The organism is Nonomuraea sp. NPDC049607, assembly GCF_040675375.1.
Taxonomy (GTDB): Bacteria; Actinomycetota; Actinomycetes; order Streptosporangiales; family Streptosporangiaceae; genus Nonomuraea.
Genome location: NZ_JBFAOV010000033.1, coordinates 31,525 through 45,499, shown reverse-complemented (window position 1 = coordinate 45,499; position 13,975 = coordinate 31,525). Strand labels below are relative to the sequence as shown.

General features: G+C 71.2%; 10 protein-coding genes. 9 read left to right on the top strand and 1 reads right to left on the bottom strand.

Features of this window, described 5'->3' with window-relative positions; all coding sequences use genetic code 11:
• Positions 1 to 2: 2 nt before the first annotated feature.
• The 3 genes from AB0J97_RS40900 to AB0J97_RS40890 are packed head-to-tail and all read left to right on the top strand — an operon-like array spanning position 3 to position 4,780.
• Complete coding sequence (locus AB0J97_RS40900; RefSeq protein WP_364099526.1) at positions 3 to 875, top strand: sugar ABC transporter permease; 873 nt, start codon at positions 3 to 5, stop codon at positions 873 to 875.
• 1 nt (position 876) lies between these two features.
• Positions 877 to 1,758 carry a carbohydrate ABC transporter permease gene (locus AB0J97_RS40895; RefSeq protein WP_364099523.1) on the top strand — a complete coding sequence of 294 codons (882 nt, stop codon included), beginning with the start codon at positions 877 to 879 and terminating at the stop codon, positions 1,756 to 1,758.
• A gap of 25 nt (positions 1,759 to 1,783) precedes the next feature.
• Positions 1,784 to 4,780: a glycoside hydrolase family 38 C-terminal domain-containing protein gene (locus tag AB0J97_RS40890; RefSeq protein WP_364099520.1), complete on the top strand. Its 2,997-nt coding sequence runs from the start codon at positions 1,784 to 1,786 to the stop codon at positions 4,778 to 4,780.
• Between the two features lie 10 nt (positions 4,781 to 4,790).
• Here AB0J97_RS40890 and AB0J97_RS40885 read toward each other — a convergent pair whose 3' ends face one another.
• Positions 4,791 to 5,747, bottom strand: coding sequence for a LysR family transcriptional regulator (locus AB0J97_RS40885; RefSeq protein WP_364099517.1), 957 nt, complete (start codon positions 5,745 to 5,747; stop codon positions 4,791 to 4,793).
• A gap of 153 nt (positions 5,748 to 5,900) precedes the next feature.
• Between AB0J97_RS40885 and AB0J97_RS40880 the strand changes: the two genes are divergently transcribed.
• The 6 genes from AB0J97_RS40880 to AB0J97_RS40855 all read left to right on the top strand — a co-directional run bounded on the left by AB0J97_RS40880 (position 5,901) and on the right by AB0J97_RS40855 (position 13,908).
• The gene (locus tag AB0J97_RS40880; protein WP_364099514.1) at positions 5,901 to 8,414 is read left to right on the top strand and encodes a collagenase; all 2,514 of its coding nucleotides are present in this window, start codon (positions 5,901 to 5,903) and stop codon (positions 8,412 to 8,414) included.
• A gap of 78 nt (positions 8,415 to 8,492) precedes the next feature.
• Positions 8,493 to 10,133 (top strand): ABC transporter substrate-binding protein, encoded by a 1,641-nt coding sequence (locus AB0J97_RS40875; RefSeq protein ID WP_364099511.1) that lies wholly within the window; start codon positions 8,493 to 8,495, stop codon positions 10,131 to 10,133.
• 34 nt (positions 10,134 to 10,167) lie between these two features.
• A complete protein-coding gene (locus tag AB0J97_RS40870; RefSeq protein WP_364099508.1) occupies positions 10,168 to 11,085 on the top strand; it encodes an ABC transporter permease in 918 nt (305 codons plus the stop codon).
• Positions 11,082 to 12,047: an ABC transporter permease gene (locus AB0J97_RS40865; RefSeq protein WP_364099505.1), complete on the top strand. Its 966-nt coding sequence runs from the start codon at positions 11,082 to 11,084 to the stop codon at positions 12,045 to 12,047. Before AB0J97_RS40870 ends, AB0J97_RS40865 begins: the two co-directional genes overlap by 4 nt.
• Positions 12,044 to 12,985 (top strand): ABC transporter ATP-binding protein, encoded by a 942-nt coding sequence (locus tag AB0J97_RS40860; protein WP_357706816.1) that lies wholly within the window; start codon positions 12,044 to 12,046, stop codon positions 12,983 to 12,985. Before AB0J97_RS40865 ends, AB0J97_RS40860 begins: the two co-directional genes overlap by 4 nt.
• Positions 12,985 to 13,908 carry an ABC transporter ATP-binding protein gene (locus AB0J97_RS40855; protein WP_364099501.1) on the top strand — a complete coding sequence of 308 codons (924 nt, stop codon included), beginning with the start codon at positions 12,985 to 12,987 and terminating at the stop codon, positions 13,906 to 13,908. Before AB0J97_RS40860 ends, AB0J97_RS40855 begins: the two co-directional genes overlap by 1 nt.
• The last annotated feature ends 67 nt before the right edge of the window (positions 13,909 to 13,975 follow it).

The following is a 13,975-nucleotide window of genomic DNA, read 5'->3' as shown; positions in this document are numbered from 1 at the left end:
CGATGACCCACCGCCGCTGGTTCACGCCGTGGCTGCTGGTGCTGCCCGCCGCCGTCTGGCTGGTGGCGTTCAACGTCTGGCCCTCGATCAACACGATCGTGCTGTCGTTCACGAACGCCAAGCCGCTCGGCGGCGGGCATTTCACCGGCCTGGCCAACGCCGAACGGGTGCTGAACGACGACCAGCTCGTGGACGCGCTGGTCAACAGCGTCGTGTTCATGCTGGTCTGCCTGCCGCTGCTGACGATGCTGCCGCTGCTGATCGCGATCCTGGTGGAGAAGCGGCTGCCCGGGATCATGTTCTTCCGCACCGCCTTCTACACGCCCGTCGTGGCCTCGGCCGTGGTGGTGGCGCTGATCTGGGGCTGGCTGCTGGACGACCGGGGCCTGGTCAACGGCTTCGCACAGTGGCTGGGCGTGGTCGCCGCGCCGGTGCCGTTCCTGACCGACCGGTGGCTGCTGCTGTTCAGCGCGATCAGCCTGACCGTGTGGAAGGGCCTCGGCTACTACATGATCATCTACCTGTCGGCGCTCGGGAACGTCCGGCGGGAGCTGCACGAGGCGGCCGCCGTGGACGGCGCGAGCGCGATCCGCAGGTTCTGGAGCGTCACCGTCCCCGGCGTGCGCAACACCATGCTGCTGGTCTCGGTCCTGGTGTCGGTGTCGGCGCTGCGCGTCTTCTCCGAGCTGTACGTGCTGTCGAACGGCACCGGCGGCCCCGGCGGGCGCGACATGTCGCTGGTCATGCTGATCCAGATGTACAGCCGCGGCTTCTCCGGCCATCTCGGCTACGCCTCCACGCTGAGCCTCGTGCTGCTGGTGATCACGATCGGCCCGATGCTCCTGCTGCTGCGGCTCGACAGGAAGGCGGCCTGAGGTGGCGCGCACCGACCCGGCCCACCGGCGCCGCCCCATGGGTGGGGGCTCGCTCAACACGATCTCGCCGGGGGAGCGGGCGCTGCGGTACGCGCTGCTACTGCTGATGCTGGCGATCACCGTCTCGCCGTTCCTGTGGCAGCTGTCCACGTCGCTGAAGAGCCTGGACGAGGACATCTACACCAGCACGCCGGCCTTCCTGCCCGAGCACCCCACGCTGGACAACTTCGTGGAGGTCGCCCGCACGATCCCGGTCTGGTCGTACGCCGCCAACTCGGTGGTCGTGGCGGCCATCGTGGTCACCGGCAACGCCGTCGGCGCCACGCTGGCCGGCTACGCCCTGGCCAAGCTGCGCTTCCGGGGCGCCAAGCTGCTGCTGGGCGCGTTCCTGGCCACACTGGTGCTGCCGGAGGAGGTGACGATCGTGTCCAAGTACGTGATCGTCCGCGACCTCGGCCTGGCCGACACGCTGCCCGGCGTGGCGCTGCCCGGCGCGATCGGCATGCTGAACGTGCTGCTCATGCGGGTCGCCTTCAGCTCGATCCCGCCCGAGATGGACGAGGCCGCGATCATCGACGGGGCGACCGCATGGCAGCGGTTGCGCCATATCGGGCTGCCGAACGTCCGTGGCATGCTGAGTGTGATCACGATCTTCGCGTTCATCGGCGCTTGGGACGACTTCCTGTGGCCACTCATCGTGCTCAACGACCCCGACCACTACACGCTGACCGTGGGCCTGCAGTACCTCAACGGCACGTTCACGGCCAACCCCCGCCTCATCGCGGCGGGCACGATGATCTCCTTCCTGCCGATCGTGATCGTGTTCGCGTCCCTCCAGCGCTTCTTCTTCAGGGGCGTCGCGGAAGGCGCGATCAAGGGTTGACCCGCCACCTCTAGGGAGCTCTCCGATGCATGACGACCGCACACTGGTCGAAGCCCGTCTCAAGCGCGTGCTGGACGAACGTCTGCGTCCGGCCGTCTACCCCGAGTCCGTGCCGATGGACGTACGCGTCTGGCACGCGCCGGGCGAGCCCGTGCCCGTCGCCGAAGGGCTGGCCGCGCCCGCCGAGCCGATCGCGGTCGGCACGGCGTGGGGCGCGCCGTGGGGCACGAGCTGGTTCACGGTGACCGGCACGGTCCCGCAGGACTGGGCGGGCCGGACCGTCGAGGCGGTGCTCGACCTCGGCTTCGACGAGAACATGCCGGGCTTCCAGTGCGAGGGCCTGGTCTACCTGCCCGACGGCGCGCCGGTGAAGGGGCTCAACCCGCGTAACCAGTGGGTGCGCGTCGGCGCGCCGGTGACCGGCGGCGAGCAGGTCGAGCTGCGGATCGAGGCGGCCTCCAACCCGGTCGTGCTCGGCTACAAGCCGTTCGTGCCCACCCCGCTCGGCGACAGGGAGACGGCGGGCGCCGAGCCGCAGTACCGGCTGGTGCGCATGGACCTGGCCGTGTTCGACGAGACGGTGTGGAACCTGATCCTCGACCTGGAGGTGGCCGGGGAGCTGATGCACGAGCTGCCCGCCGACAGCGGCCGCCGCTCCGAGCTGACCCGGGCGATCGACCGCGCCCTGGACGCGATCGACCTCCAGGACGTCAACGCCACCGCCGAGGCCGCCCGCGCCGAGCTGGCCGGAGTGCTGTCCGCGCCCGCCGTGCCCTCGGCCCACCGGATCAGCGCGGTCGGGCACGCGCACATCGACTCGGCCTGGCTCTGGCCGCTGCGCGAGACCGTCCGGAAGGTGGCCCGTACGGCCTCCAACATGACGGCGCTGCTGGCCGACGAGCCGGAGTTCGTCTTCGCGATGTCGCAGGCCCAGCAGTGGGCGTGGATCAAGGAGCACCGGCCCGAGGTGTGGGCCAAGGTGACCAAGGCCGTGGCGGCCGGGCGGTTCGTCCCGGCCGGCGGCATGTGGGTGGAGTCCGACACGAACATGCCCGGCTCCGAGGCCATGGCCCGCCAGTTCGTGCACGGCAAGCGCTTCTTCATCGACGAGTTCGGCGTCGACAACGAGGAGGTGTGGCTGCCGGACACGTTCGGCTTCGCGGCCGGGCTGCCGCAGATCATCAAGGCGGCGGGCTCGAAGCGGCTGCTCACCCAGAAGATCTCCTGGAGCCGGACGAACACGTTCCCGCACCACACGTTCCTGTGGGAGGGCATCGACGGGACGCGGGTGTTCACCCACTTCCCGCCGGTCGACACCTACAACTGCTCGATGAACGGCAGGGAGATCGCGCACGCCGCCCGCAACTTCAAGGACAAGGGCGTCGCCCGGCACTCGCTGGCCCCCACCGGGTGGGGCGACGGCGGCGGCGGCACGACCCGCGAGATGGTGGCCAAGGCCGCCCGGCTGCGCGACCTGGAGGGCTCGGCCACCGTCACCTGGGAGACCCCGGCCGACTTCTTCGCCAAGGCCGAGGCCGAGTATCCCAGTCCGCCGGTCTGGGTGGGCGAGCTCTACCTGGAGCTGCACCGGGCCACGCTGACCAGCCAGGCCAAGACCAAGCAGGGCAACCGGCGCAGCGAGTCGCTGCTGCGCGAGGCCGAGCTGTGGGCCGCCACGGCCGCCGTACGGGCCGGGGCGCCGTATCCGTACGAGCAGCTCGACCGCATCTGGAAGACGGTGCTGCTGCACCAGTTCCACGACATCCTGCCCGGCTCGTCGATCGCCTGGGTGCACCGCGAGGCCAGGAACACCTACGCGGCGCTGGCCGAGGAGCTGAACGGCCTGATCGCCGGCGCCCAGCGGGCCCTGGCCGGGGACGGCTCCCGCGAACTGGTCTTCAACGCGGCCCCGCACGCCCGCGACGGCGTCCCGGCCGGTGGCGCGGCCGCGGCCGTACCGGCGGCCGCGACCGGCAGGGAACCCCGGGAGGGCGGCGGCTACGTGCTGGACAACGGCCTGCTCCGGGTCGAGGTGGACGGGCGCGGCCTGATCGTCTCCGCCTACGACCTGCGCGCCCGGCGCGAGACCCTGCCCCCCGGCCAGGCCGCCAACCTGCTCCAGCTCCACCAGGACTTCCCCAACATGTGGGACGCCTGGGACGTGGACGAGTTCTACCGCAACACCGTCCGCGACCTCACCGACGCCGACGAGGTGACGGCAGGCGAGCGGCCGGGCTCGGTCCGGGTCACCCGCTCGTTCGGCGGCTCGTCCGTCACGCAGGTGATCTCGCTGCACGGGCGGCGCGTCGACATCGCCACCGAGGTCGACTGGCACGAGACCGAGAAGTTCCTCAAGCTGGCCTTCCCGCTCGACGTGCGGGCCGAGCGCTACGCCTCCGAGAGCCAGTACGGCCACGCCTACCGCGCCACCCACACCAACACGAGCTGGGAGGCGGCCAAGTTCGAGGCGTGCAACCACAAGTTCGTGCACCTGGAGGAGCCCGGCTGGGGCGTGGCCGTGGTCAACGACTCCACCTACGGCCACGACGTGACCCGCACGGTCCGCGAGGACGGCGGCACCACCACGACCCTGCGGGTGTCGCTGCTGCGCGCCCCCCGCTTCCCCGACCCCGAGACCGACCAGGGCAGGCACGCCTTCCGGCACGCCCTGCTGCCCGGCGCGACGATCGGCGACGCGGTGCGCGAGGGCTGGTTCGTCAACCTGCCCGAACGGGTGCTGTCCGGCGACGCCGAGGTGGCGCCGCTGGTCACGGTGGACGACGACGCGGTCGTGATCACCGCGGTCAAGCTGGCCGACGACGGCAGCGGCGACGTGGTCGTGCGCTTCCACGAGTCGCGCGGCGGACGGGCGGCGGCCACGCTCACGGCCGGCTTCCCCGTCACCTCGGTGACCGTGACCGACCTGCTGGAGCGCCCGCTGGCCGAGCCCGAGCGGCCCGGCCCGTCGATCCCGGTGACGTTGCGGCCGTTCGAGCTGGTCACGCTGCGGCTGGCGCGCTGATCGCGGGGCGTCAGGGGAGGGGATGGGCGCCCGGGTGCTCGTCCCACCACTGGCGGAAGATGGGGTTGTCGTCGATGTGGTCCTCGAAGGCGGCGGCGAGCCCGCGGTAGATGGCCGCCGCCGCGTCGGGGCCGATCAGGTCCCTGCGCCAGGCCATGACCAGGTGCCCGACCTGCGGCTCGCCCACCAGCGGCCGTACGGCGGTGCCCTCGGGCACCGGCCAGGTCGGGTCCACCAGGCGCACGCCCAGCCCGGCGGCGACCAGCGGGCGCCCGGCCCCGCTGGGGGCGTCGTAGCGCACGTCCGGCTCGAATCCGGCGGCCCGGCAGGAGGCGCGCAGGGCGGCGAGCGAGCCGTCGTCGGCGCCGGGCGGGCTGATCCAGCGCTCGTTCCTGAGGTCGGACAGGTGCACCTCTGGCTGTTCGGCCAGCGGGTGCCCGGCGGACATGGCCACGAAGATGGGATACCTGGGCACCAGCGTGCGGGTGACGACGGGCGGCGTGAGGGTGACGTCGAAGCCCTCGATCATGCCCATGAGCGCGGCGTCGAGCTGGCCGTGGGTGAGCGCGTCGGCGAGCTGCACGCTGGACGGCTCGATGCGCAGGGAGATCGACCGGCCGGGTAACGCCTCGCCGACCCGGTCCACCACGCTGGCCACGCACGCCAGGTGGCTGCACCCGAGCCGGAGCCCGGTGACGGACGGGTTCGCGTCGTGCAGGTCGCCGAAGAGGGCGTCGATCTCCGACAGGACGATCCGGGCACGGGCGATGACCTGACGTCCGAGCTGGGTGGGTTGGACGCCGTTCCGGCTGCGGGTGAACAGCTCACCACCCACCATCTCCTCGATTCTGCGGAGCTGGGTGGTGATCGCCGGTTGGGACAGCCCCAGGCGCGCGGCCGCCTTGGTGACGCTGCCCGCTTCGGCGATCGTACAGACCATTCGGAGATGCCGGAGATCCAGGTCCATAGCTCAGGATTATGTGACATGTGATGGCTCTTGGCGACGTATTCGAGACGCCCATAGGCAACACTTATGCGGCGTCGTATGACCACGCCCTCCGGACGGACCGCACACTCGTACCCGACCTCGCATCCATGCGGATACCCCCCGGAGGTTCTTGTGCGCAAGGTCCTGCACGGCTGGCGGCTCGTCGTTCCCCTGGCCGCCTTAGCCCTTCTCTCCCCGTTCGCCGCGGCACCCGCGAGCGCGACGGCCGAACCGCCCCCGGCCGCCCGCCTCGCGGCCCCGTCCGACGAAGCCCCGCACGTCAGCAAGACCCGGCTCGACACCCGTGACCGGGCCCCCCAGCCCGCGGCCAAGGACGCCCTGCGCCGCGACTACGACGAACCCGCCACGCAGCCGCAGCGCCCGAGACCGTCGGCGCGCAAGGGCGTCGCGGCGGCCGCCGCCTGCAACGTCTCCGACTTCACCAGCCGCACCGGCAGCGCCCTGGTCCAGCAGATCAAGGCCAGCGCCACCGACTGCGTCAACACCCTGTTCATGCTGACCGGCACGGACGCCTACAACGCCTTCCGCGAGGCGCAGATGACGACCGTCGCCTACGCCCTGCGCGACAACTCGGCGAACTACCCGGGCGACAACTCCACCGGCACCGCGCAACTGGTCCTCTACCTGCGCGCCGGCTACTACGTCCACTGGTACAACTCCGGCGACGTCGGCACCTACGGCCAGGCGCTCATCACCGCGATCCGGTCCGGCCTGGACGCCTTCTTCGCCTCCTCCCGGTCCTCGACCGTCAGCGACGCCAACGGCGAGGTGCTGGCCGAGGCCGTCACCCTCATCGACAGCGCCGAGCAGAACGACCGCTACCTGTACGTGGTCAAGCGCCTGCTCGACGGCTACAACAGCTCCTACGACGCGTCGTGGTGGATGCTCAACGCGGTCAACAACGTCTACACCGTGCTGTTCCGCGGCCACCAGGTGCCCGCGTTCGTCAGCGCCGTGCAGGCCGACCGCAGCGTGCTCGACACCCTCAACTCCTTCGCCACGAACCACCTCAACATGCTCGGCACCGACCGCTCCTATCTCGTCTCCAACGCCGGGCGCGAGCTGGGCCGCTTCCTGCAGCACACGGCGTTGCAGGCCGTCGTCCGGCCGCTGGCCAAGAACCTGATCAGCCGCAGCGCCATCACCGGCGCCACCGCGCCGCTGTGGGTGGGCGTGGCCGAGATGACCGACGCCTACGACAAGGCCAACTGCTCCTACTACGGCACCTGCGACCTGGCGAACCGCCTGGCGACCACTGTGCTGCCGATCACCCACACGTGCAGCGCCAGCATCAGGATCCGCGCCCAGGACGTCACCGCCAGCCAGCTCGCCTCCACCTGCGCCAGCCTGGCCAACCAGGACGCCTTCTTCCACAACCTGGTCAAGGACAACGGCCCGGTCGCGAACGACAACAACACCACGCTGGAAGTGGTGGTCTTCGACTCCAGCACCGACTACCAGACCTACGCCGGCGCGATCTTCGGGATCGACACGAACAACGGGGGCATGTACCTGGAGGGCGACCCCGCCGCCGCGGGCAACCAGCCCAGGTTCATCGCCTACGAGGCCGAGTGGCTGCGCCCCGACTTCCAGATCTGGAACCTCAACCACGAGTACACCCACTACCTCGACGGCCGCTTCGACATGTACGGCGACTTCAACGCCGGGGTGAGCACGCCGACCATCTGGTGGATCGAGGGCTTCGCCGAGTACGTCTCCTACTCCTACCGCAAGGTCGTCTACGACGCGGCGATCACCGAGGCCGGCAACCGCACGTACGCCCTCAGCACGCTGTGGAACACCACCTACGACCATGACACCACCCGCATCTACCGGTGGGGCTACCTGGCCGTCCGCTACATGTTCGAGAAGCACCCGGCCGACGTCGCGACGCTGCTGGGCTCGTACCGGAGCGGCGCGTGGAGCACCGCCAGGTCCTTCCTGACCAGCACGATCGGCAGCCGCTACGACTCCGACTGGAACACCTGGCTCGCCGCCTGCGCGGCCGGGGCGTGCTCCGGAGGCGGCACCGGCAACCAGGCGCCCACCGCGAACTTCACCTCCACGGCCAGCGGACTGACCGCCTCCTTCACCGACACCTCCACCGACTCCGACGGCACCATCGCCTCCCGCCGCTGGGACTTCGGCGACGGCGCCACCTCCACCACGGCCAACCCGTCGCACGCCTACGCGGCGCAGGGCACGTACACGGTCACGCTGACCGTCACCGACAACGGCGGCGCCACCGGGACGACGTCGAAGCAGGTCACCGTCTCGACCGGCGGCGGCTCGACGCCCGAGTGCACCGCCTCCGACACCCGCAAGCTCGACAGGAACTGCAAGCGCGGCAACCTGTCGGCCACCCAGGGCAACTACGCCTACCTCTACATCTACCTGCCCGCGGGGACGGCCCGGCTGACCATCACCGCCTCCGGCGGCACCGGGAACGCCGACCTCTACTACAACGCCGCCACCTGGGCCACCACCTCGGCCTACACCCAGCGCTCCACCGCGTCGGGCAACGCCGAGACCCTGGTGATCAACAACCCCCCCGCCGGTTACAACTACATCAGCCTCCACGCCGCGCAGACCTTCTCGGGCGCGAGCGTCAAGACCGAGTACTAGACCGCCCGGGCGCCGGGGCCGGCGAACCCCCTCCCGCCGGTCCCGGCCCGGGCCCCTCTCACCTCACTGGAGTGATCCGTGACTCTCCGTAACGTGCTGACCGCGGGGCTGCTGCTCGGCGTGGCGGCCTGCGGCGGCGGCAAGGCCGCCGCGCCCGCGCCGGCGGCGGCCGGGGGCGGGACCCTGACGATCCTGTCCAACCAGGACTTCTCCCACCTGGACCCGGCCCGCAACTGGACGATGCCCCAGATGGACTTCGGCATCCGGCTGCTGTACCGCACCCTCACCACCTTCAAGGCAGGCAGCCACGAGATCGTCCCGGATCTGGCCACCGACCTGGGGACCGCCTCCGAAGGGGGCAAGGTGTGGACCTTCACCCTCAAGGAGGGCGTGAAGTACGAGGACGGCACCCCGGTCGTCTCGAAGGACATCAAGTACAACGTGGAGCGTTCCTTCGCCCCCGAGCTGCCCGGTGGCCCCAACTACGCCCAGCTCTACCTGGCCGACGCGGACGGCTACAAGGGTCCGCTGAAGGGCAGGCACCTGGACTCGATCGAGACCCCGGACGACAGGACCATCGTCTTCCGCCTCAAGCGGCCGGTCGCCGAGTTCTCCTCCACGGTGACGCTGCCGACGTTCGCGCCGGTGCCGGCCGCGAAGGAGACCGTGGCGCAGTACGACAACCGGCCCTTCTCCTCCGGGCCGTACAAGATCGAGCGCTACGACCGCGGCAAGGAGATGGTCCTCGTCCGCAACCCGCACTGGTCGGCGGCCACCGACCCGGTGCGCAAGGCCGCGCCCGACCGCATCGTGGTCAAGCAGGGCCTGCGGCAGGGCGTGATCGACGACCGGCTCATCGAGAGCAGGGGCGAGGACGCCACCTCGATCGCCTACACCGACGTCAGCGCCGCCAGCCTGGCCAAGATCCTGCCCCGGCCCGACGTGAAGTCCCGGCTGGTCAACGCTATGTCGGGGTGCACCGACATGATCGGCTTCAACACCTCCAAGCCGCCCTTCGACGACGTGAAGACCCGGCAGGCGGTGCACTTCGCCCTGGACAAGCAGGCCCTCCAGACCGCCGCCGGCGGCCCGGCCATGACCTCGATCGCCACCTCGTACCTGCCGCCGGCCTTGTCGGGCGGCACGCCGCAGGACGTGTTCCGCCTGCCCCCGGGCGGCGACGTCGAGAAGGCCAAGGCCCTGCTCGGCGGCCGGACCCTGAACGTCCGGATGACGATCTCGACCGGTGACAAGGCGCTCGGCGAGGCCGTGCAGGCGTCGCTGAAGCGGGCCGGCGTCGAGGTCGTGCTCACCCCCGTCGATCCCTCGGTCTACTACGACACCGTCGGCGACACCGCCAAGACGCCCGACCTGTTCACCTACGGCTGGTGCCCCGACTACCCGTCCGGGGCGACGTTCCTGCCGCTGCTGTTCGACGGGCGCACGATCGTCGAGAAGGGCAACTCGGGCAACGTCTGGCAGTTCAAGGACGAGGCCGTGGAGAAGCGCATCGACGAGATCCAGTCGATGAGCGACCCGAAGGCCGCCGAGGCCGCCTGGATCGACCTCGACCGGCAGGTCATGCAGTCCTCGCCCGCGGTGCCGTACGCGTGGGACCGCAAGCCGATCCTGGTCGGCAAGGGCGTCTCCGGCGCCGTGGGCCATCCCGTCTGGTCCGGGCAGCTCGACTTCGCCGTCCTGGGGGTGAAGCAGCAGTGAGGAACGGCTACCCCGGATTCCGGCGGATCCGGACATGACGGCGACGGTCGTCACGGCGAGCCCGCCCGCCCGGCTGGTCCGCAGGCGCCTGCTGGGCGGCTCCGCCGCCCGGTTCGGGCTGGCTGTGGTGACGGTCCTGGTGCTGGTCGCGCTCGCCGCGCCGCTGCTCACCCAGGTGAACGGCTGGCCGCCGGACGCCTTCGACCCGGCCGCCATCGACCAGGAACTCGCGGGCGTGCCCAAGGGGATGCTGGGCGGCGTCAGCGGCGAGCACTGGCTCGGCGTCGAGCCCGTCAACGGCCGCGACGTCTTCAGCCGCATCGTGTACGGCGCCCGCGTCTCGCTGCTCGTCTCCACCCTGGCGACCCTGGTGTCGGTGCTGCTCGGCACCGTGTTCGGCCTGCTGGCCGGCTACCTCGGCGGCTGGGCGGACGCGGTGATCAGCCGGACCATGGACCTGCTCATGTCGTTCCCGAGCCTGATCTTCATGATCGCCCTCATCTCGGTCATGCCCGACGGCGACCGCATGGTCCTGCTCGTGTGCGTGATGGGCGGGTTCGGCTGGCCGTACATCGGGCGGATCGTGCGCGGGCAGGCGATCTCCGTCAAGCACCGCGAGTACGTGGACGCCGCCCGGGTCGGCGGCGCGCTGAACGGCGTCATCGTCTTCCGCGAGATCATGCCCAACATCACCGCGCCGATCCTCGTGTACGCGACGCTCGCCGTGCCCGCCAACATCGGCACCGAGGCGGCGCTGTCGTTCCTCGGCGTCGGGGTGCGCCCGCCGACCGCCTCCTGGGGGCAGATGATCCAGGAGGCGATGCTCTGGTACGAGGTGGACCCGATGTACCTGCTCATCCCCGGCACCTGCCTGTTCCTGACCGTGCTCGCCTTCACCCTCCTCGGCGACGCCCTGCGCGACGCCATCGACCCCAAGGGGGCGGCGCAGTGACGTCGTACCTGGTCAGACGGGCCCTCGCGGTCGCCGGAGTGCTGCTGGTGATCTGCGCGGTGACCTTCGTGATCTTCTACGTGCTGCCGTCGGACCCGGCGGTCCAGGCGTGCGGCAAGACCTGCACGCCCGAGCGGGTCGCCGAGGTGCGCGCGCAGATGGGGCTGGACCGGCCGCTGTGGGAGCAGTTCGGCGGCTACGTCGCGGGCATCTTCGCCGGACGTCCCGGCTGCCACGTGCCCTGCCTCGGGTTCTCCTACCAGAACGCGCTGCCGGTCTGGGACCTGCTGATCGACCGGCTCGGGGCCAGCACGTCCCTGGCGATCGGCGCGGCCCTGCTGTGGCTGGTCGTGGGCGTCACGGTCGGGGTGGTGTCGGCGCTGCGCCGGGGGAGCGCCCTGGACCGGACGCTGATGATCGCCACGCTGACCAGCGCCTCCCTGCCGGTCTACTTCGTGGCGATGGTCCTGCTCCTGCTGGTGGTACGGGTGACGGGGCTGCTGCCGTACCCGGCGTACGTGCCGCTCACCGACGACCCCGCCGCCTGGGCCGGCAACCTGATCCTGCCCTGGGTCACGCTGGCCGCCCTGTACGCCGCCATGTACGCCAGGCTCACCCGCGCGCAGATGATCGAGACGATGGCCGAGCCGTACATCAGGACGGCCCGCGCCAAGGGCCTGCACGAGCGGACCGTGGTCGCCAAGCACGGCATGCGCGCGGCCATGACCCCGGTCGTCACCGTCTTCGGCATGGACCTGGGCGGCCTGCTCGCCGGCGCGATGATCACCGAGACCGTGTACGGCCTGCCCGGCGTGGGCCGGCTGGCCTACGACGGCATCGTCAAGTCCGACCAGCCCGTGATCCTCGGCACGACGCTGCTCGCGGCCTTCTTCATCGTGCTGGCCAACCTGCTCGTGGACCTGGTCTACGCGGTCATCGACCCCAGGGTGAGGTACTCGTGATCCTTTCCGTGCGCGACCTGTCCGTGAGCTTCGGCGACGTCCGGATCGTGGACGGCGTGTCGTTCGGCGTGGCGCGGGGGCGCACCCTGGGCGTCGTCGGCGAGTCCGGGTCGGGCAAGTCGGTGACCGCGCTGTCCGTGCTCGGGCTGCACCGCCGGGCGACCGTCGCCGGGTCGATCGAGCTCGACGGGGAGGAGCTCGTCGGCGCCCCGGCCGAACGGCTGCGCCGGCTGCGCGGCAGCGCGGTTTCGATGATCTTCCAGGATCCGCTGTCGTCGCTGCATCCGTTCTTCACCGTGGGGGAGCAGATCGCCGAGGCGTACCGGCTGCACCGCCGTACCGGCAGGCGGGTGGCTCGTGAGCGGGCGGTCGAGATGCTGGCCGAGGTGGGCATCCCGGAGCCGCGGCGGCGCGCCGGGGAGCACCCGCACCGCTTCTCGGGCGGCATGCGGCAACGGGTGATGATCGCGATGGCGCTGGCCTGCGAGCCGGGCGTGCTGATCGCCGACGAGCCGACGACGGCGCTGGACGTGACCGTCCAGGCGCAGATCCTCGACCTGATCGCGCGCATCCAGCGCGACCGGGGGCTCGCGGTCGTCCTGATCACCCACGACCTGGGCGTGGTGGCGCGCATGGCCGACGACGTCCTGGTCATGTACGGCGGCCGGACCGTCGAGCACGCGCCGGCCAGGGAGATCTTCAAACGGCCGCTGCACCCGTACACGCGGGCCCTGCTGGACTCGGTGCCCGGCGCGGACCCGGGCCGTGCCCGGCTGCGGGCCATCGCGGGAGCGCCTCCCTCGCTGCTCGCGCCGCCACCGGGCTGCCGGTTCCACCCGCGCTGCCCGGCCGCCCTCGACGTCTGCGCGACCACGCGACCGCCGCTCGCGGGCGAGCCCCACCGGGTCGCGTGCCACCTGGAAGGAGCCGACCACTGATGCTCTCCGTACGCGACCTGCGGATGACCTTCCCCGTACGCCGCGGGCAACGGGTCCGGGCGGTGGACGGCGTGAGCTTCGACGTGCCCGAGGGCCAGGCGCTCGGGCTGGTGGGCGAGTCGGGCTGCGGCAAGTCCACGACCGGGCGCATGATCGTCCGGCTGCTGGAGCCCACCGGCGGGACCGTCACCTTCGACGGCCAGGACATCACCCACCTGGGCCCCCGGGCCCTGCTGCCGATGCGCGGACGGCTCCAGATGATCTTCCAGGACCCGTACGCGTCGCTGAACCCGCGCCACACCGTCCGGCAGATCGTCGCCGGGCCGCGCCGGACCGTGGACCGGGACGGCGTCGTCGAGCTGCTCAGGCTCGTCGGACTGGACGCCGAGCACGCCGACCGCTACCCCCACGAGTTCTCCGGCGGCCAGGCGCAGCGGATCGGCATCGCCCGCGCGCTCGCCTCCCGCCCCCGCCTGGTCGTCTGCGACGAGCCGGTCTCGGCGCTGGACGTGTCCATCCAGGCCCAGATCGTCAACCTGCTCGCCGACCTGCGGGCCGACCTCGGGCTCGGCTACCTGTTCATCGCGCACGACCTGTCGGTGGTGCGGCACATGTGCGAGACGGTCGCCGTCATGTACCTGGGCCGGATCGTGGAAACCGGCTCCTCGGCCACCGTCTACGCCGATCCCGCCCATCCGTACACGCGCACGCTGCTGTCGGCCGTGCCGGTGCCCGATCCGGAGGTGGAGGCCGCGCGGGAGCGCATCGTCCTGCACGGCGACCCGCCCAGCCCGCTCGCGCCGCCGCCCGGCTGCGCCTTCCATCCGCGCTGCCCGAAGGCCCGGTCGCTGTGCCGGACGGAGCCGCCCGTGCTCACGACGGTACGGGGACGACAGGTGAGCTGCCACTTCCCCGAGGAGTGACCGGGCCTGCCTCCGGGAGGCCGGTTTCCTGAGCGGACCGGCTTCCCGGGGCTCGGTCGGGTCGGTG